The organism is Bradyrhizobium sp. McL0616 (assembly GCF_049993385.1).
Lineage (GTDB): Bacteria > Pseudomonadota > Alphaproteobacteria > Rhizobiales > Xanthobacteraceae > Bradyrhizobium.
The window spans coordinates 5,777,960-5,796,803 of sequence record NZ_CP188255.1; the positions used below are offsets into that span (position 1 = coordinate 5,777,960).

Genomic DNA, 18,844 nt, shown 5'->3' on the forward strand with positions numbered 1-18,844 from the left:
ATTCGGCGGACGGCGGCTGGTAGGCGCGGTTCATTCGCGCGACACCAGCTGGACATACTCGCCGCCCTCGGCGAGCAGCTCCTGATGCGTCCCCCGCTGCACGACCCGCCCGTTGCTCATGACGAGGATCTCGTCACAATCGCGGATCGTGCTGAGCCGGTGTGCAACGATGATGCAAGTGCATCCCCTGCGCCGGAGATTGTCGTCGATCGCCTTTTCGACGATCGGGTCCAGCGCCGAGGTGGCCTCGTCGAGGACGACCACGGAAGGATTACCCGCCAGCGCCCGCGCGATCTCGAGCCGCTGTCGCTGGCCGCCACTGAAATTCCTGCCGTCCTCGGCCACCTGGCAATCGTAGTTGCCGACGCGGACGGCGATCTCCTCGTGGATCAGCGCATCCTTGAGCGCCCGGGACATGCTGGCTTCAGGCACGGTATCGTCCCAGAGCGTGAGGTTGTCGCGGGCCGTCCCCTCAAACAGCAGGATTTCCTGATCGACATAGGCGACCGAGTTGGTGAATATCTCTTGGGGAATCTCGGCCATCGGCCAGCCGTCAATGCAGATGTCGCCGGACCACGGTCGATAAAGTCCGCTCATCAAGCGTCCAATGGTGGATTTGCCGCTGCCCGACGCCCCAACCAGGGCCACGCGGCGGCCGGGCTCTACGACCAGCGAAAAATCCTCGATCAGCGGCGGCTCGAGCGCGGAATAGCCGAACGAGATGTCCTTCAACACGACCCGGCCCGACAGTTTTGCGGGCATCGTTGCGGGAGTGCGATCGATCGACACCAGGGGACGGGCGGGATAGTTGAGGACGTCCGCGATCCGGAACAAATTGCCCTTAATGGCGAGGAAGCCAGAAGCCTGCTGCACAAGTGCGTTGACCGGTTCGACCAGGCTGGTGAGCAATGCTTGCAGGGCGACAAGGCCACCGATGGTCAATGCGCCGTCGACGATCCGCAGGCCACCCACACCCAGCACAATCGCGGTGGTCAATCCGGTCAGGAAGATCGGACAGGTGTCGAGGAAGGTGGAGTAGACACCGAGATCACGCTCGGCGTTCAGCACTTTAGCCTGAAATCCCGCCCAGCGCGCGAAGGCGTCATCCTCCAGACCGCCGGCCTTGATCGTTTCGATCGTGCGGATGATTTCGATGGTGCTTCCATTCAGCTTGGCACGTTCGATGACCAGCTTGCGGTTGAGGTCCTCGCGCTGGCGGGCGACCAGCCTGAGGACGAGTACATTGAGGAGGGCCATGGCGATGCTGATCGCGGCCAGGAGACCGTCGTAGAACGCCATTGTGACGGCGATAAAGACGACCGAGACCAGGTTCAGAGCATTGGCAGCCACCCCGTTCGAAAGCAGTTGGGCGATTTGTTCGCCGGCGGCCATGCGGTTGGCAAGGTCGCCCGAGTGCCGCTGGGTGAAGAACTCCATTGGAAGGGTCAGGACGTGCCATAGCAACTGGCTGACCATCGTCACCGTGAGCTTGGTCTGGATGCGCAGGAGCAGCGACTGCTGAAATGCTGTCATCAACGCCCGCGCCAACGCGGTGAGCGCCATGCCGATCAGCAAGGGCGTGAACCAGCCCTCGACATGCTGGATCAGGACGTCATCGACAAAGATTTTCGCGAAAGTCGGAATCAGGATCGTGGGCACCACCAGCGCCATGCTGAGTGCAACCAGCAGCAGCACTGCCCCCAACGAATTCGACAACCGCTGCAGCAGCAGCGGAAGAAAATTGGGCTCCCGCCCGCACGGCCGGAAGTCGGGGCCCGGCTCCATCGCCAGGACGACGCCCGTGAAGGCCGCGTCAAACTCGTCGTGACCGACTTTGCGACGCCCGGTCGAGGGATCGTTGATGCAGGCGTAATTCGAATCCAGCTTTTCCAGCACCACGAAATGGTTGAAGTTCCAGTGGATGATCGACGGCATCGGCAACTCATGAAGCGTTGCCGGCTCTTTCCTGAATCCCTTAGCCGTCAGTCCGAATTGCCGCGCGGCCTTCAGCACGTTGCTGGCCTTGCTGCCGTCCCTTGACACGCCGCAGGCCTCGCGCAGCTTTTCCAGCGGCACCCACAGACCGTGATACGCCAGGATCATCGCGAGCGAGGCAGCGCCGCATTCCAGCGCTTCCATCTGGAACACCGTGGGAGTGACCCAGCGTCGCCGCCGAATCCGCAGGAGGACGCGCCTGATCCAATCGCCGAGATGATCGAGGAGCAGCGGCTGGGCGTCGGTTCGGCGCGATGCGGTCATGGCTGGCGATCCTAGCCGCCGATGCCGCTCAGCCGCTTCATCAGCGGAACCACCAGATCGATCGGCGGCTGCTCACGCGTGGTGACCTCGGCGCGGGTCAGCGTACCGCTCGAAAGCGGGATCGGCGGCCCCTTGCCCGAGGTCCAGCGATACCCGCTGAAGGTTGAGGGATCGCGCTCCAGGGTTACCTTCGCCGCATAGGGTGCCCCGTCCTGCGAGAAGCGTTTGACCAGTGCATCGTTGTGCAGGTCCGCCAGCATACCTTGGGGCGTTACGGGGAAATCTGAAACTGCGACCACCTTGCCGACAATCGCGCCAAATTCTTCCCGCTTGATGGTGCTCGGCTCGATACGGACCTCCATGCCCGGCCTGATGTTCTTGCCGCGGTCCGGCGGCATGTAGACAGTTGCCTCCAGAACCTGCCCCGCAGTCTCAATTTCGATCACCGAGGTACCGATGGCAAGCACCGCACCACTGGACACCTTGAGTTCGACGACACGACCGTCGGCGGGACTGAGTATCCGCGATCCTCGCTCGAGCTCTGCAGCAAGTTGCTCAACCGTCCGCTTCGCATCATTGACCTTGAATTCCGAGAGCAAACCATCGCGCTCACGCTGGCTCTGGAGATCCAGCCGCTGCGCACTGAGCTTGAGAATGTCGTTCCTTGCGTCGGTGATGCGTTCCCGCGCATTGTTGAGCTCGACGCGGCGGTCCTCCAGATACCTGCGGGTGACAGTTCCGTTCGCTGCTGCCGGCTCGAGCTTGGCTACCTCGTCCGTGAGATAGGCGGTGCGCTTTTCGGCAGCCGCGATCACGTTGGCCAGACCGGCCTCCTGCGCCGCATAATTTGCAAGCTTGGCATCGATTTCCCGCGAGATCGCCCCGGTGAGCTCGGTATGCTCGCGTTCGCGCTCGCGCAGGACGTCCCTCGCCTGCTGAAGCCGCTGTTCGGTCTCGGTCTGGACAACCCGGGCAATCACTTGATCGCGGCGGACCCCGTGGCCGATGCCGACGTCGAGTGAGGCCAACCTTCCGCTGACTGCGGATACCGCGTCGACAAGGCGACCGCCACTGCTCAACAAAATGCCGTCACCGGATATGCGGGTTGGAATCCGGCCGAGCACGCTCCATGCGACCAGCACGGCAAGCCCCAGTGCCAGCGCAGCCGCGGCCATCCAGTCGAACGGGCGGGTGACGCCGACAACGTGGTCAAGCTGCTCGGGATTCGAAAGCCGCTCGATGGCCGCTTCCCGAAAGATTCGTTCCGTGCCCCGTTTCACACAGCCCCCGCAAACATCGGACCTGCTAATGTAGCTGGCAACCGGTCGCTGGGCGATACGGCAGATGTCGTATTTCGTCGTCGGTCAGGAGGCTCATGTCGAATGGCGCTGCGCCCACACCGTCCCGCGAAAACGTCCGTTTAGATCACAAGGCAAAGTCCCGAAAACAGCAACAAACCCAAGATGATGCGTTTGAAGGCCGCCTCGTTGATCCGTCCGAACAGGACGATACCTACAGCCGTTCCGGCAGCCAAGGCGGGCAGAGACATGCCAAAGTCGATCAAGACCTTTAGCGAGAGGCTGTGGTGCGAGAGCATCAGAGCAAGGGCGAATAATTGCATGACCCCGATATAGGGTTGGACCAGGCCACGCTGCTGCGTTTTCGGAAGACCGTGGATATCGCACCAGATCGCGGGAAGTGCGCCGGGCATCGCGGTCAACCCGCCGACCAGCCCGCCACCAAACCCTACCAGCGCATTCCTGCTCCGGCTGTTCATCTGACGCAAATAGGCCGCCGTTGGCCGCAACAAGGCATAAGCCGCGTAAAGCGATACGAGAGCGCCAAAACCCAGTCTGAAAATCCCGATATCCACGTTCTGGAGGAGATAGATCGCGATCGGAATGCCCAATAGTCCACCAGCGATGAAAACGAAGCTGGTCTTCCATTCCATGCTTTTGCGTAGCGCAAACAAATTGGCCGCTTGTACGGTGATGCTGCACGCCATCATCAATGGCACAGCTTCCATGGGCGGAAAAACGTGTAGCAAGATGGCGCCGGCGACCGCGGAAAACGCAAATCCGGAAAGGCCGGAAACGAACGCGCCTGCAAAAACCGCCACGCTCAGCACCAAATACACCGCTATGTCCGACATGGTATCGTTTCCTCAAGAACGGTGACCGTCGTCAACGCCGGACAGCGTGGGGGCGTCCGAGTTCATGCAAGCGACAACAACCAGTCCATCTAGTCGCCGTGGATCGCCGTTATCTTGGTTTCGACAGGTCGGATACTTTGCACGTGATGCAGCATGTATCCTCCGACGACGTGCAAGATGCCGAAGCCGGCAAGGACAGTGATTGTCCACGCCTTGAGAGGCGACGATCGTCGCCGGGCGCGGGAGCTATCAATAATTGCCATATCCAAATGACCTCCTTGTACGCGCTCGAAGCGACGCTGCTCGTCTTGATAGCCCCGTTGATGGCACACACCTGCCCCCAACTGCCGAGTTCAAGATCGGCTATCGTCCAAGCGCGTCCAGTTCGGGGGGATAGATATCGCCAGGTTCACTCGCGAGCGATACGGCAGACGTCGTATTTCGTCGCCGGCAAGGAGACCTGTACCGTGAGGCCTTGCGCCGCCGCAGGCGGCGCGCGGGTAAGCTCAGGGCCGAGACACGACTTCAGCCGTGACCGGATGATCGCCAATCTTGAGGCAGCTGCACATCCTTTTAGCAATCACTCTTGATCGCTTCCTCGCCGTCAACACAGGCTGCAACGATCGCTTCGTACAATTCCTCGCCTGTGATCGGCTTGTGCAGGATACGATGACCGCCGGCGGTGGCGTCCTTGATGCGTGACGGCGAGGTATCGCCGGTCACGATAAGCGCAGGGACCGAGCGGCCGATATGCGCGCAGAGGTCCTCGATTGCGTCCAGGCCCGTGGCACCATCTCCGAGGCGGTAGTCGGCGATGATCAGATCGACCGGCGCATCGCCCGCCGTCATCGCCTCTGCATGTATCTGTTGCACCTCGGCGGCAGACCGGCCGGCATAGACCCGATGCCCCTGTAGCCTGAGCAACTGCACCATGACATCGAGAACATCCCTCTCGTCTTCCACGACCATGATGCTGACGGCGATGCCTGCGGGCGATGCCTTGTTATCGGGCAAGGGAGGCGCCACCGTACTGGCTTGCGGGACCGTCACAGAAAACATCGAGCCGCGCCCGGTGACGGAAACCAGCTTCAATGGATGTTGCAACAACGCAGCGGTGCGGCGAACGATGGCAAGGCCAAGCCCAAGGCCTTGCGTGCGATCCCTCGCCGGGTTCTGCAATTGCACGAACTCCTCGAAGATGATGGCTTGCTGATCTGCGGGAATGCCTGGGCCGGTATCCCATACCTGGATTTCCACCGAAGCGCCGCGCCTGCGGCAGCCGAGCATAGCGCCGCCGGATATCGTGTAGCGAAAGGCGTTCGACAGCAGATTGCCAAGGATACGTTTCAGCATCATGGGATCGCTGTCCACCTGGAGTTGGCTTTCAACAACACGCCAATCAAGGCCACGATCCTTCGCCGCTGCAGCGAACTCATTGCTGAGCTGGTAGAACAGTTGGGAGAGATTCACCGTTTCCCTCGCAACGGTGACGACGCCGGCATCAAGCCGGGAGATGTCGAGCAGTCCGTTGAGAAGGGCGCTGAGATTGCCCACGATGGATTTTGCCTTACCGGCGAGATCGCGTGCATCTGCGGATTGGACGGCCCCTCGGTGCCCCAGCACAGCGAGCGTAGAGATCAGCAGGCTCAGGGCATGGATTGGTTGGCGCAAATCATGACTGGCGGCCGCAAGAAAACGCGTCTTCGCACGATCGGCGGCCTGCGCGCGGTCGCGTTCTTCCTGGAGATGGCTTACCAGCTCGACATTTTCCAAGCGCAGCCTGATGGTCTCACGGAGCATCTGGTAGGTTGTGCGGCAGTAATAGAGATTGATCGCCACGAGCCCCGCCAGCAACGCGAGATATGCGCCGGAGATATCACCTCCATTGGTGATCGAGCGCACCGTGATCGGCAGTACCGTAGCGATGATCGAGCCAACGAGAGCGGGCGGAAAGGCCGACAGCGACGGAACCGTGCCGCAGATCAGACCGGTCAAGACAATGACCGTGAAGGAAAAAAGGACGGGCTCCTGAGGAAGAAACCCAACCCAGCCGAGCGCTCCCCACAGCAGGCCCGACACGCAGGAAAACGCCGCCGCAAGCCAGGCCCATCGCGACGCGGACGCAGGCTCTCTGTCCCGGCTGAAGAACCGCCGCGCCGCCAGGACTCGTATGGTGGTGAGCAGATACACCGCGCCGAGCCATCCGACCAACCAGCTCGCCGATACAGTGCTCCTCAGGACGTAGGCTGCCGCCAGGGAGATGAGAATGTTGGCGACCACCACGCCATAGGAATTGCGATACAAGAGCTCGACGAGCGCCTCGCGTATCTTGTCTTCCTGCATCGAAACCCCTCCGCGCGCCGGTCGGTGCGGCGGCTTCGTTCGCGAGTTGCCGTCGCACTAGCCCGCTGAAAGGCCAAGACGAATTGCATAGGCAGTCAGTTCAGCACCACTGTGCAGATCAAGCTTCCGCATGAGATTCTCGCGATGTTTCCGGGCGGTCAGCGGGCTGATGCCGAGACGGTTGGCGATGTCGCGGCTGGTGGCGCCATGGGGGATCATCCCCAGGATCTGGCGCTCACGCCTTGTCAGCGTGATCGGAGATGTTATCGCGGCCGTGGGCTCCGGGGTTTCGTTCGAGCCGTCATGCTGGTCCACCGCAAAGCGAACCTCCTCCGCCACATAGAGGTTGCCTTTTCTGACGGCATCGACCGCAGCGATAAGCTCGGAAGGATCGCCGCTCTTGGTCAAATAGCCCTTCGCGCCTGCGGAAAAGGCTGCCCGAACCGAACGTGGCTCGACATTGGCGGTGAGCACAAGAACCCGCAGCTCCGGCCATTCGGCTTTGAGGTTGGCGATGAACTGAAACCCGCTCACGCCCGGCATGCCGAGATCGAGTATGAGAAGATCGGCGGCGCCTTCGTTCAGCAGCCGGTGAACGGCCTCACCGTCCGCCGCTTCTCCACTGACCGTAAGTTGGTCCACGGTCGACAGAAGTTGTTTGAGACCTTCCCGAACGACGGCGTGGTCGTCAGCAATGATCGTCTTCACCGGCCCACCACATGCCTCGCTGCCGCTGATGACGGTATTAGGGTATTAATGAACATCAATCAAGGATTGCATCCACAATCCAATTGCGATCTTGGTCACCTTGGCCATTTTGCAGTGATCGTTTGAATGCTCCGCCACCGTCATCATCAACTTTGGCGAAGCTCGACGGCTTCGGCTGCGAGATGCCTGCACCTGAAAATATCGAGGGCGGGGACTCGAAGTTACGGCAGATTGTCCCGCAGGCAAATGTCGATGCGGATACGCTCCTGGTCGGGGCTGATCGGCTCACCCGAGCAATGCGCGAGCAGGACGCGCGCCGCAGACCGGGCCTCGTGACCGGGATCCTGATTGATGATGGCATCGAGCGTGCCGCGGACCAGGAAACGCCTTGTGTGCTGGGTCAGCTCATGGGTGATCCAGACGACGTCGCGCGCACGGCCCGAGGCTTCAAGCGCATCGGCGATGCCACGGTTTCCGGCGCCGCAGCAATATATGCCACGGAGATCGGCATGGCGCGCCAGCAGCGCGGCAGTGAGCTCCCGCGTGCGCTCACTGTCATCGCGCCCCTCGATCACCGGTAGTGCGAGCAGTCTCGGATGTTCGCTGGACAGGATCTGGTGGAAGCCGAACTGCCGCTCGGCATGATCGCGCAGCGACAACGATCCCGCGATCACGGCAACCGCTCCATCACGGCCGGCGAGGAAACGTCCCATCAGCGTTGCCGCAGTCCGCCCCGCGGCCGGGTTGTCGATCCCGACATAATGCAGGCGGCGCGAGCTCGGCGCGTCCGACACAAGGGTCACGACGGCGACCCCGCGCGCGGCAAGTTCGTCGATCGCGGCGCGCACCCTGGGATGATCGAGCGCGATGACGGCGACGCCGTGATAGGCTGGCGACAGGGTTTCCAGCGCGCCAGCGAGCACGTCCGGATCGAACACGTCGACATGGATGATATCGATGAAGCCGCGCTGGCCGGCGAGCCAGTCCGCGGTGCGCTGGACCTGCTCGGTCAGGTTGGTCATGAAGCTGTTGCTGCCGGTCGGCAGCACGAAGGCGAAGCGGAATGTCTGCCCGCGGGCAAGCCGCGCCGCCGCGACGTCGGCACGATAACCGAGCTTGGCTACCGCGGCCTCGACCCGCGCGACGGTCTTGGCACGCACGCCGTCGCGCCGGTTGACGACGCGGTCGACGGTGGCGAGCGATACGCCCGCCGCTCGCGCGACGTCCTCGAGGGTGGCGCGAAGCACCGGCTGCGCCGCACCGGCTGTCATTCGCGCGCCGCCCAGAGCATGCCGCGGGTCATCAGCGTCCGAATCTCCGGTACGTCGAGCTCGTAGGCGCGATGGCCGAGCGAGGAATAGAACACCTTGCCAGCGCCGTAGCGCTTCTTCCATACCACGGGCATGACCACGCCTTCGATCCAGGGCGCGTGCTCACCGGTAAAGGTCGTTGTCGCCAACACCTCGTTGGCGGGGTCGACATGCATGTAGTACTGCTCGGAACGATGCTCGAAACTCTTCAGACCCTTCATGATCGGGTCATCCGGCTTCGTCAAGTCGACCTTGTAGTCGATGATGTTACCGGGATGCGCGACCCACTGCCCGCCGCACAGGAACTGGTAGTCGACGGAATCGCGGAACGCATCGCCCATGCCGCCATGATGGCCGGCAAGTCCGACGCCGTTACGCACCGCCGCACAGAGATTGATCGCTTCCGCCTTCTCGATCTTCGACATGGTGTAGATCGGGATGATCAGCGACAGATCGTGGATCGCGGGATCGGCGAAGGCTGCCGTCGTGGTCTCGATCCTCACCTCGAAACCTTCTGCCTTCAGCCAGCCACGGATCATCGAAGCACAGAGATCCGGATCATGTCCCGGCCAACCACCCCAAACTATCATTGCCTTGCGCATATTTCTGTCCTCAGTCGATCTGTCCGGTTTCACGTCCGGCCGGCAGCATCGCCGGCCGCTCGACGCGGTTCTCGATCTTGACGCGCCGGCCTTCGTCGGCGGAGATCTGGAACGCCTCCATGACCTCCAACACATGGAAAGCGAGCGCGCCGGAGGCACGATGCGGCCGGTTGTTCAGGATTGCGGAGGCCATGTCGGCAACGCCGATGGAACGGAACTCGCCATCGGTATGACCATGCGTTAACGGCACCGTTTCCCATTCGCCGCCTGTCTTCGCGACCTGCACCTCGCCGCCGAAACGGTTCGGGTCCGGCACGAGCATGCTGCCCTTGTCGCCGTAGATCTCGATCGGCGCGTGCCGGTGCTTCGGTACATCAAAGCTCATCGCGATCGAGACCAGCGCCCCGCTCTCGAATTCGAGCATGCCCGCCACATGGGTCGAAACCTCGACCGGGATCAGCGCGCCGTTCATCGGCTGGCTGGTGACCAGACGCTCGGATTTCGGCCGCGCGGTCGAGCCCATCACGCTCGCGACCGGACCGAGCAACTGCACGAGATCGGTGATGTAATACGGCCCCATGTCCAGCATCGGCCCGCCGCCGCGCAGGTAATAGAAGCCCGGCGCCGGATGCCAGCGTTCATGCCCAGGACAACCGAAGAAGGCGCTGCCCGCTACCGGTGTGCCGATCGCGCCGTCGTCGATCAGCTTGCGCGCGGTCTGATGTCCACCGCCGAGGAACGTGTCAGGCGCGCAACCGACGCGCAGGCCCTTCTGCGCGGCGAGATCCATCACCTTGCGAGCTTCAACGACGTTGATGCCGAGCGGTTTCTCGGAATGGACATGCTTACCGGCGTTCAGTACCGCGAGACTGACGTCGGTATGGGCGAGCGGCACCGTGAGATTGATGACGATCTCGACGTCATCGCGTTTGAGCAATTGATCGACCCGCATCGCCGGCAGCCCGAAGGCAGCGCCCTGGCGCTCCGCAGCATCGCTCCGCATGTCGGCAAGCGCCTTGATCTCCATGACCGGGAAGCGCTGGGCCGCCTTCAGATAAGCCGTACTGATATTGCCGCAGCCGATGATTCCAATGCCGACTTTTCTCATTGTGATCTCCGTGAAATTGCGATCATCCCTTGACCGCGCCCGCGGTGAGGCCGGCGACGATGTGCTTCTGCGCGAGCAGGAACAGTATGATCGTCGGCAGGATGGTCAGCGTGATGAAGGCGAGGATCAGATGCCATTCGGACGAGTATTCGCCCTGATAGACCATGATGCCGAGCGGCCAGGGATACAGCGCATCAGTGTTGAGCATCACCAGCGGCAGCAGATAGGCGTTCCAGCTGTTAACGAAGGTGATGGTGCCGACGGTCGCCAGGATCGGTCGCGACAGCGGCAGCGTCACATAACGAAAGAACTTGATGTAGCTGCAGCCGTCGACCAGCGCGGCCTCGAGCAGCTCATAGGGAATGTCCTTGAAGAAACGCCTCAGCAGCAGCACGCTCATCGCGAGGCTGAAGGCCACTTGCGGCAGCGCGACGCCTAAATAAGTGTCGAGCAGCCCAAGGTCGCGCACCCTGATGAACAGCGGCAGCACCGCGGTCGCCGCCGGAAACAGCAGGCCGAGCGTCAGGTAGCTCAGCAGCATCGATGAGCCGTAGAACTTGACATGGGCGAAGGTGAACGCCGCCATCGAGGCGACGATCAGGGTCAATGTCACCGCAAGCGTCGAGATGATCAGCGAGTTGCGCAAGAGCTGCCAGTAGCGCGCAGAGAACAGGATGTCGGCATAGTTCTGCCACTCCCAATGGTGCGGCAGGCCAAACGGGTTGACGCGCAATTCGCCGAGCGATTTGAAGCCGCCGAGCAAGGTCGCCAGCAGCGGCACCAACACGAAGATGGCCACGGCAGCAAGGAACAGCGCCTTGACGAGCACGGCGGGGTCGAACGGCGTGCGGGTGGTCTCGGCCCTACTCATCGCGCATGAACCATCGCTTATACGTGAAGGCAAAGGTCACGCAGATCGCGAACAGGATGACACCGATTGCGCTGCCATAGCCGACCCGCATACGGGAGATGCCGTTGTTGTAGAGAAAGCTCACCATCGTGTTCGAGGAATCCGCAGGTCCCCCGCGCGTCAGCGGCATGATCAGGTCGAACAGCTGCAGCGAGCCGACGATGGCGAAGAACACCGAGAGCCGGATCGTCGGATAGAGCAAGGGAATGACGACATGGCGCAGGGTCTGCGACCGCGTCGCGCCGTCGATGCGGGCTGCTTCGATCAGGCTCTTGTCGAGGCCCTGGAGTGCCGCGATGAACAGCATCATGTGGAAGCCGAAGTACTTCCAGACGATCACGACCAACACTGCCGGCATCGCCGTGTCAGTCGAGGCCAGCAAATGCGGCGGCTCGGCGCCGAAGGTGCGCCAGATCGAGGCGACCAGGCCGTAATCGCCGTCATAGACAAAGCTGAAAATCAGCCCGGTCGCGATCTCGGCCAGGATATAGGGCATGAAGAACAACATGCGCAGCGCCACGGCGCCGCGGAAGCGTTCGGCGAGCATCAGGGCCAACGTCAACGCGAGCGGCAGCTGTATCAGCAGCGAGACGGCGATGATGAGCCCGTTGTTGCGCAAGGCGAGCCAGAACGCGCGCGTTTCCAGCACGAAGCGGTAATTGTCGAAGCCGATCCAGTGGGTCGGCTGGCCGAACCCGTTCCAGTTGAACGCCGAGTACCAGGCGGCCTCGCCGATCGGCAGCACCACGAACAGCGTGAACAATAGCAGCGCCGGCGGCAGGAACAGGATGAGGACGGTGAAGCGGCCGTCCCAGCTCGGGCCGCGAACCGCGAGCGGGGAGAACGATGTCTGCGCAGCGCCCATCGCCGGCGAGCTCGCGGTCTGGCGCGCCACCCTCAGTTACCCTGCTTCCATGCCGCCTCGATCGCCCTGGCTGCGTCTTGCGGACTCATGCTGCCGCCGGCGATTTCGGCGGTGACGTCGTTGACGACGCGACCGACCGAGGGGCCGAGGCTCTGGTCATAGAAGTTCTGGTGATAGTTCGACTTCGCCAGATTGGCCGCGATCAGCTTCATGAAGGAATTGTTGAGGCCGGCGTCGGCGCCCTGCACCACCGGGATGATGAAGTTGCCCGCCGCAAGCCGCGTCTGCGCGTCCTTCGAGACGAAGTACTTGAGAAAATCGACCGCCTCCTTCGGCGAGCCCTTGGTGATGAGCCAGCCGGTGATTCCGCCGAGCGTATCCGTCGGTGCGCCCTTGCCGCCGGCCACGACCGGAAAGTCGAACCAGCAGATCTTGTCTTCGCTCAGTCCAACCTTGTCGGCCGCGAGTGCGCGCTGCAAATGATAGACCGTGCTGATCGCGAGCGTCATCGCCGCCTTGCCGTCACCGAAATAGCCGACGGCCTGCGGATTCTTGAAACCGAGGAAGCCATTCTGGAACGGCTGGAGATCAACGAGTTGCTTGAACAGCTCGCCGGATCTCTGGAAAGTCTCGCCAGCAAAGCCACCGTTCTCGCCGCGCAACGCCGCATCGAACGCCGGCTTGCCGCCAATACGTACCGCAAGATGCGTCCAATAGAAGTGCAGCGGCCATTTGTCAGCGCCGCCGACCACGATCGGGGTCACGCCGGCTGCCTTTAGTGTCTTCACTGCGGCAAGTAGATCGTCCCAGCTCTTGATCCCGGCAGGATCGACCTTAGCCTTGGCCATCAGCTCCTTGTTGCAAAGAAAGCCGACTTGCGACAGCGCGGTAGGCAGGCCATAGACGCGGCCATTGCTGGTGAAGGCGGCGAGCGCCGCCGGCGTCAAGCTGTCGCTGTAGCCTTTCACCTGATCGGTGATGTCATCGAGGACACCAGCCTCGATCTGCGTCTTCAGGACGCCCCCGGCCCAGCTGTAGATGATGTTCGGCCGGTCCTTGGATTGCAGGATGGTCGGGAGCTTGGCCTTGTAAGCCTCGTTCTCGAGGAACTGCATCTCGATCTTGACGCCAGGATGCGACGCCTCATAGGCGCGCGCGACCTCCTCCCAGATCTTCACCGGGGCCGAATTCGCCTCGATGTGCAGCCACTTCACCGTTGTGTCGGCTGCGGCGGAGTTGGCCCAAAGCAGGCATGCGACAGCGGCGAGTCCCAGCTTCCCGAGCAGTCTCATCACATTCCTCCCAACGGCTTTTATTCTTTGATTGCAATCCTGCCTTCAATTTTTGAGGTACGCAACTTAAATTCTGATCTATGCATCTCAGGCCGACCATGGCTAAGGTCTGCGGAGGAATTGGGCTGCGTGTCGCACCGCCCGTCAGCAAGTCGAGAGGCACCCATGGCCGCCGTTTATTCAGATCTCGCCGGCAAAGTTGTTCTCGTCACCGGTGGTGCATCGGGAATTGGCGCTGCGATCGTGCAGAGCTTTGCGCAGCAGAAATCCATTGTCGTCTTCTTCGACATCAAGGCCGACGAGGGCCAACGCCTGGCACGCGAGCTGTCGGATCGAGGTCTGAACGCGCATTTCCAGCGCGTCGATCTGACCGATATCGCCGCGTTGCGGGCCGGCGTCGCGGAGGCGCGCAACGCGTTCGGTGCGATCAACATCCTCATCAACAATGCCGCGCATGACGAGCGGCACAATACCGAGGAGATGACGCCGGAATATTGGGACGACCGCATCGCGGTGAATCTGAAGCACCAGTTCTTTGCGTCGCAAGCCGTGCTGCCGGACATGAAGGCGGCGAATGCCGGCGCCATCATCAATTTTGGCTCGGTGTCATGGATCGCGGGACAAGGCGGCATGGCCGCCTACACCTCCAGCAAATCTGGCGTGATCGGCCTCACGCGCTCACTGGCGCGCGACTATGGTCCTTACAATATCCGCGTGAACGCGATCGCGCCTGGCTGGATCATGACCGAGCGCCAGCTCGAGAAGTGGATGACGCCGGCGGGCGAGGTCGAACTGCAGCAGCGACAGTGCCTGAAACGTCGGCTGGTGCCTGACGAGGTTGCGAAATTCACCGTATTCCTCGCCTCCGACGAGGCCTCCGCCTGCACTTCTCAGCACTACATCGTCGATGGCGGCTGGGTGTAAGACCGGTTCGCAGGCTCAACGGCAATCGTTGAATCCGTGCGTTCTCCGGCGCGCATCCGCCGATCAAGCCCCGCGTCGCGCTCACAACGACTGAAGCCCGATCGACTTGATCACGGGAGCAAGGCTTGCCGATGTTGCATCGACAATCCGCTGGAATTTGTCGGGGTTCGAATCGCTGTCCGGCTCCATCCCCTGCGCGCGATAATTCGCCTGAAGCGCAGGATCTGCCATCGCGGCCCGTGTCGCCTGCGCGATCCGATCGATGATCGCGTCATCCGTCATTTTCGGCGCGAACAGGCCGAACCATCCCTCATATCTGAGATCCGGCATACCTGATTCAATAGCGGTTGGTATGTCCGGCGCACCGCTTAACCGCTTGTCAGGTGTGACTGCGAGTAGCCGTATCTTGCCGGCCTGACCCAGTTGCTGCAATTGAACCGACATGACGGCAATGATGAGAGATATCTGGCCGCTGACGAGGTCGTTGGTTGCCTGCGCGATCCCCCTGTAGGGAACGTGGACGATATCCAACGCGCCCGCCTGCTGCTTGAACAACTCGCCGACGAGGTGATTTCCGGTGCCGATGCCGGGCGTCCCGTAGGACATCGTGCCGGGATGGACCTTGGCGTAGGCGATCAACTCTTTCAGATTTGTGGCCGGCACAGACGGATGAGTGGCAAAAACAAGTGCACTGCTGATCAAGCGATAGATCGCCCGGAAGTCGCCGGCAGAATAGGAGGGATTTGCCGTCGTCAGCGGAATGATGACCTGCGTGCTGCCATTTCCCAAAAGCAACGAATAGCCATCAGCGGCATCGCGCGCGACTGCAGTCGTCCCGATCGCGCCGCCTGCACCGCCGATGTTCTCGACGAAAGTGGGACCAAGCTGCGAGGACATCCTGTCCACCCAAGGACGTCCGATCTCATCACCTGAGCCGCCGGCTCCATAGGGGATCACCAGCCGAATGGGACGAGATGGATAGTCTGCTGCGCTTCCGCTGCGTGGAATTCCAGCGAGCGTCGCTGCAAACGCGGCCGCATTGACGAATTGTCGCCGCGAGAGGGGGGGCATGTCCTATTCCGAAAGTCGATGGCATTGATCAGAGGCGGGACCGGCTGCCAAAGCTCCATTCGCAGCACTATGCCGCCGTCGTCAATGGCAGGCGCGATCGGTGAGGCGACCAACGGCTCATGAGCAAAGCAGGAAGTTCCGCCTCTTATTGCGGCATACCCCCCTGCGCGGGGCAGGCAGCGGCCCTGATGGCATCGCTTCGCCACCGACTTAAGTCCTTCATCAGAAAGCAATATTCTCGCCACGATAGACCGGTCGGAAGGGACCGGGAGTAGGCCCGCAGGCCAGCCCCGCTGCTTTCGTCCAGTTTACTCACCGCCTCGATCTGCTAGACCAAGTTCAAACATATTTGACTCCCTGCCGAGGGGGCGATGGTGCGTGCCGAACGATAACAACCAGGACTCGGCCATTTCTTTTGGGCCATTTCGATTATTTCCTAGGTCCCGACTTTTGGAGAGGGACGGCGCGCACCTTCACGTTGGAGGCCGCGCGCTCGACATCCTGATCTTCCTGGCCGAGCGGCCCGGCGAAGTCGTCGACAAGCGAGAGCTGGTCAAGCGCGTCTGGGCCGACGTGAATGTTGACGATGGCAGCCTCCGCTTCCACATCGCGGCTCTGCGCAAGGCCCTTGGCGACACCGGCAAGTCGGCCCGCTATGTCGTCAATGTGCCCGGGCGCGGCTATTGCTTCGTCGCGTCTCTCGCCCAGGTTGCGCCTGCGCTTCCTCCTTCTACGGTCGATGCCCCCCTCTCCCGCTCGCTTCCACCTCCGCTCGCCCGGGTGATCGGACGCGACGACGTCATCGAGAAGATTTCAACCGGGCTCTTGCTGCATCGCTTCGTCACCGTGGTCGGCCCTGGCGGAATCGGCAAGACCGCGGTGGCCGTGACCGTCGGCCATCGCCAGCTGGCCCTTTTCGACGGACATGTCTTCTTTGTCGATTTCGGACCAGTGAGGAAGCCCGAACTCGCCGCAATCACCATTGCATCGACGCTCGGGCTGGCGATCAATGCGGAGGATCCGGTCCCGGCCCTGCTGACACACCTCCAGGCGAAGCCGACGTTGCTGATCTTCGACAGTTGCGAGCACGTGCTGGAGACCCTTGCGCCGCTCGTCGAGCGCCTCGTTCGCGAGGCTCCACGATTGCATGTGCTCGCAACCAGCCGGGAATCCTTTCGCAGCGAAGGCGAACGGATCTTTCGGCTGTTTCCGCTGGATTGTCCGCCCCGGCGCGACGACCTTGCCGTGGCCGACGTCCTCGCTTATCCCGCGGCCCAGCTCTTCGTCGAACGTATCGCGCAGAGCTCTGGCTCGTTTCAGCTCAGCGCTGAAGAGGCACCGCTGGTCGCCGACATCTGCCGCCGCCTCGACGGCATCGCGCTCGCGATCGAGCTTGCCGCGGGACGCGTCAATGCCTATGGAATCGCGGGCACGGCCTCCCTCCTCGACAGCCGCTTTTCGCTGCAATGGCGTGGGCGACGCACGGCCATTCCGCGACATCAGACCCTCAGCGCCGCGCTCGACTGGAGCTACGATCTTCTTCCCGCGTCCGAGAGCGCCATCTTGCGGAGATTGTCGGTCTTCGTCGGGCCGTTCACGCCAGAGGCGGCCGCCGCCGTCGCCTCGGGCGAAGGACTGAGTGCGTCGGAGACCATGGAGGCGATCGACAATCTCGTCACGAAATCGCTGATCGCACCGTCGGGCGCACGGGCGCTGCGCTATCGCCTGCTGGATACCACGCGCACCTACGCACTCGCGAAGCTGATCGAAGCCGGCGAGGCAAAGCGAATTGCACAACGGCATGCCGACTATTTTCGCGACCTGTTCGAGCGCGCTGAAGCGGAGACCTCCGCTCCGCTGTCCGACTGGCTTGGCAACTATGGCGCGGAATTGGACAATCTACGCGCCGCGCTGGATTGGGCCTTCTCCCCCGATGGCGACGCACAGCTGGGCATTGCGCTGACGGCGGTGGCGGTCTCGCTCTGGGTGCGTCTTTCGCTGTTCGCCGAGTGTCGTGAGCGCTCCAGAACGGCGCTTACCGCGCTCGGAGACCACGGTGGCGACCGGGTCCGCATGCAGCTCCTGGCGGCGCTCGGCTGGTCGCTGATGTACGGCGAAGGGCGGGCACGCGAGGCGCGTCCCATCCTCGAGGCAACGCTCGAACTGGCTGACAGGCTCGACGACAAGGATTTCCGGCTCCGCGCACTCTGGGGCTTGTGCATCGACCAGTTCAACAACGGAGCGTTCGGCAAAGCGCGCGCGCTCGCCGAGCGTTTCACCGAAGCCGCGGAAGGTTCATCGGACAAGACCGACCTCATGCTGGCCGACCGGCTCATGGCGGTCGCGCTGCATTATCTCGGAGACCAGAGCGAGGCGCGGGTCCGCATCGACCGGGTGAATGCCTCCCTGCACGTGCTGGCCGAGAAGCCAAAGATCTTCCCACTAGACCTGCGGATCTCGACGCAATATTTCCGCGCCCGCATCCTGTGGCTCCAGGGTTTTGCGGATCAGGGCCTGGCGCTCGCCGAACGGAACATCCACGAGGGCCGGGCCAACGGCCACGCGCTGACCTTCTGTAGCGTGCTTGGACAAGCCGCCTGCCCGATCGCCTTCCTGGCCGGGGACTACGATGCCGCCGAACGCTATGGCACCGAGCTGCTCGAACATGCCGAGCGCCATGCCATACGGCTCTGGGGTCTGTGGGCGCGCGCTTTCAATGCGCTGGTCGCGGCCAAGCGCGCGAACGTCGAGACAGGCCTGCCGCTCTTGCGCGACGAGCTCAATCGCGCCGGCGATGCGCGCTTCCTGCCGCGCTTTCTTCCCCTGCTCGGTGAGCTGGCGGCTTGTTTCGGACAGGCCAACCAGGTCCATCATGGCTTCGACACGATCGAAAGCGCGTTGGCGCGCTGCAACGACAGGCAGGAACGCTGGTATCTGCCGGAGCTTCTCCGCATCAAGGGCGAGCTGATGCTGAGAGAGGCACCGGATTCGCAAGCCGCCGAGGCCTGCTTTTACGAAGCCATGGACATGGCAACACAACAGGGCGCAGGCTTCTGGCAGCTGCGATGCGCGATCAGCATTGCGCAGTTCAGGATTGGACGGGACCAGCGCGCTGAGGCACACGCAATTCTTGAGAAGGTTTGCGAGGCGATGACCGAAGGATCCGACATCGCAGACATGCGGATCGCCCGCGCTCTGATCTCGCAACTGCGGACCTGACCCAAGCGGCCTGCCCCAAAGGGTTTCGACCCAAACATCGACGCCGCGTCCCGGTCGCGGAACGCGGCTCCGCTCTGCTCG

14 protein-coding genes are annotated in these 18,844 nt (G+C 62.3%); 2 read left to right on the forward strand and 12 right to left on the reverse strand.

What is annotated here, in order from left to right:
* Positions 1-30 precede the first annotated feature (30 nt).
* The 11 genes from ACPPVR_RS28145 to ACPPVR_RS28195 all read right to left on the reverse strand — a co-directional run bounded on the left by ACPPVR_RS28145 (position 31) and on the right by ACPPVR_RS28195 (position 13,549).
* Positions 31-2,259, reverse strand: coding sequence for an NHLP family bacteriocin export ABC transporter peptidase/permease/ATPase subunit (locus tag ACPPVR_RS28145; RefSeq protein WP_426609818.1), 2,229 nt, complete (start codon positions 2,257-2,259; stop codon positions 31-33).
* 11 nt (positions 2,260-2,270) lie between these two features.
* Positions 2,271-3,539, reverse strand: coding sequence for an NHLP bacteriocin system secretion protein (locus ACPPVR_RS28150; RefSeq protein ID WP_426609819.1), 1,269 nt, complete (start codon positions 3,537-3,539; stop codon positions 2,271-2,273).
* A gap of 140 nt (positions 3,540-3,679) precedes the next feature.
* Positions 3,680-4,411 carry a sulfite exporter TauE/SafE family protein gene (locus tag ACPPVR_RS28155; protein WP_426609820.1) on the reverse strand — a complete coding sequence of 244 codons (732 nt, stop codon included), beginning with the start codon at positions 4,409-4,411 and terminating at the stop codon, positions 3,680-3,682.
* A 573-nt stretch (positions 4,412-4,984) separates the two neighbouring features.
* On the reverse strand, positions 4,985-6,754 hold the full coding sequence (locus tag ACPPVR_RS28160) for a hybrid sensor histidine kinase/response regulator (RefSeq protein WP_426609821.1): 1,770 nt from the start codon (positions 6,752-6,754) through the stop codon (positions 4,985-4,987).
* A 57-nt stretch (positions 6,755-6,811) separates the two neighbouring features.
* A complete protein-coding gene (locus tag ACPPVR_RS28165) occupies positions 6,812-7,462 on the reverse strand; it encodes a response regulator (protein WP_426609822.1) in 651 nt (216 codons plus the stop codon).
* A gap of 221 nt (positions 7,463-7,683) precedes the next feature.
* Positions 7,684-8,733, reverse strand: coding sequence for a LacI family DNA-binding transcriptional regulator (locus ACPPVR_RS28170; RefSeq protein ID WP_426609823.1), 1,050 nt, complete (start codon positions 8,731-8,733; stop codon positions 7,684-7,686).
* Positions 8,730-9,374, reverse strand: coding sequence for a ThuA domain-containing protein (locus ACPPVR_RS28175; RefSeq protein WP_426609824.1), 645 nt, complete (start codon positions 9,372-9,374; stop codon positions 8,730-8,732). The genes ACPPVR_RS28170 and ACPPVR_RS28175 overlap by 4 nt, the downstream gene beginning before the upstream one ends.
* A gap of 10 nt (positions 9,375-9,384) precedes the next feature.
* Positions 9,385-10,482 carry a Gfo/Idh/MocA family protein gene (locus ACPPVR_RS28180; RefSeq protein ID WP_426609825.1) on the reverse strand — a complete coding sequence of 366 codons (1,098 nt, stop codon included), beginning with the start codon at positions 10,480-10,482 and terminating at the stop codon, positions 9,385-9,387.
* A 22-nt stretch (positions 10,483-10,504) separates the two neighbouring features.
* Positions 10,505-11,353, reverse strand: coding sequence for a carbohydrate ABC transporter permease (locus ACPPVR_RS28185; protein ID WP_426609826.1), 849 nt, complete (start codon positions 11,351-11,353; stop codon positions 10,505-10,507).
* On the reverse strand, positions 11,346-12,287 hold the full coding sequence (locus tag ACPPVR_RS28190; RefSeq protein ID WP_426609827.1) for a carbohydrate ABC transporter permease: 942 nt from the start codon (positions 12,285-12,287) through the stop codon (positions 11,346-11,348). Before ACPPVR_RS28190 ends, ACPPVR_RS28185 begins: the two co-directional genes overlap by 8 nt.
* A gap of 2 nt (positions 12,288-12,289) precedes the next feature.
* Positions 12,290-13,549: an ABC transporter substrate-binding protein gene (locus ACPPVR_RS28195; RefSeq protein ID WP_426609828.1), complete on the reverse strand. Its 1,260-nt coding sequence runs from the start codon at positions 13,547-13,549 to the stop codon at positions 12,290-12,292.
* A gap of 165 nt (positions 13,550-13,714) precedes the next feature.
* On the opposite strand from ACPPVR_RS28195, the gene ACPPVR_RS28200 reads away from it, so the two are divergent.
* Entirely contained in the window at positions 13,715-14,473 is a 759-nt protein-coding gene (locus tag ACPPVR_RS28200; protein ID WP_426609829.1) for an SDR family NAD(P)-dependent oxidoreductase, read from the forward strand.
* Positions 14,474-14,554: 81 nt separating this feature from the next.
* Here the strand turns inward: ACPPVR_RS28200 and ACPPVR_RS28205 are convergent, their stop codons facing one another.
* Positions 14,555-15,544 carry a Bug family tripartite tricarboxylate transporter substrate binding protein gene (locus ACPPVR_RS28205; RefSeq protein ID WP_426609830.1) on the reverse strand — a complete coding sequence of 330 codons (990 nt, stop codon included), beginning with the start codon at positions 15,542-15,544 and terminating at the stop codon, positions 14,555-14,557.
* 378 nt (positions 15,545-15,922) lie between these two features.
* Here ACPPVR_RS28205 and ACPPVR_RS28210 point away from each other — a divergent pair, with 378 nt between their 5' ends.
* On the forward strand, positions 15,923-18,763 hold the full coding sequence (locus tag ACPPVR_RS28210) for an ATP-binding protein (RefSeq protein ID WP_426609831.1): 2,841 nt from the start codon (positions 15,923-15,925) through the stop codon (positions 18,761-18,763).
* Positions 18,764-18,844: the final 81 nt, after the last annotated feature.

Bases quoted from the DNA above. Each gene is read 5' to 3' on its own strand.
- ACPPVR_RS28145 (WP_426609818.1), bottom strand. From the start codon at position 2,259: ATGACCGCATCGCGCCGAACCGACGCCCAGCCGCTGCTCCTCGATCAT.
- ACPPVR_RS28155 (WP_426609820.1), bottom strand. From the start codon at position 4,411: ATGTCGGACATAGCGGTGTATTTGGTGCTGAGCGTGGCGGTTTTTGCA.
- ACPPVR_RS28160 (WP_426609821.1), bottom strand. From the start codon at position 6,754: ATGCAGGAAGACAAGATACGCGAGGCGCTCGTCGAGCTCTTGTATCGC.
- ACPPVR_RS28170 (WP_426609823.1), bottom strand. From the start codon at position 8,733: ATGACAGCCGGTGCGGCGCAGCCGGTGCTTCGCGCCACCCTCGAGGAC.
- ACPPVR_RS28175 (WP_426609824.1), bottom strand. From the start codon at position 9,374: ATGCGCAAGGCAATGATAGTTTGGGGTGGTTGGCCGGGACATGATCCG.
- ACPPVR_RS28180 (WP_426609825.1), bottom strand. From the start codon at position 10,482: ATGAGAAAAGTCGGCATTGGAATCATCGGCTGCGGCAATATCAGTACG.
- ACPPVR_RS28185 (WP_426609826.1), bottom strand. From the start codon at position 11,353: ATGAGTAGGGCCGAGACCACCCGCACGCCGTTCGACCCCGCCGTGCTC.
- ACPPVR_RS28195 (WP_426609828.1), bottom strand. From the start codon at position 13,549: ATGAGACTGCTCGGGAAGCTGGGACTCGCCGCTGTCGCATGCCTGCTT.
- ACPPVR_RS28200 (WP_426609829.1), top strand. From the start codon at position 13,715: ATGGCCGCCGTTTATTCAGATCTCGCCGGCAAAGTTGTTCTCGTCACC.
- ACPPVR_RS28205 (WP_426609830.1), bottom strand. From the start codon at position 15,544: ATGCCCCCCCTCTCGCGGCGACAATTCGTCAATGCGGCCGCGTTTGCA.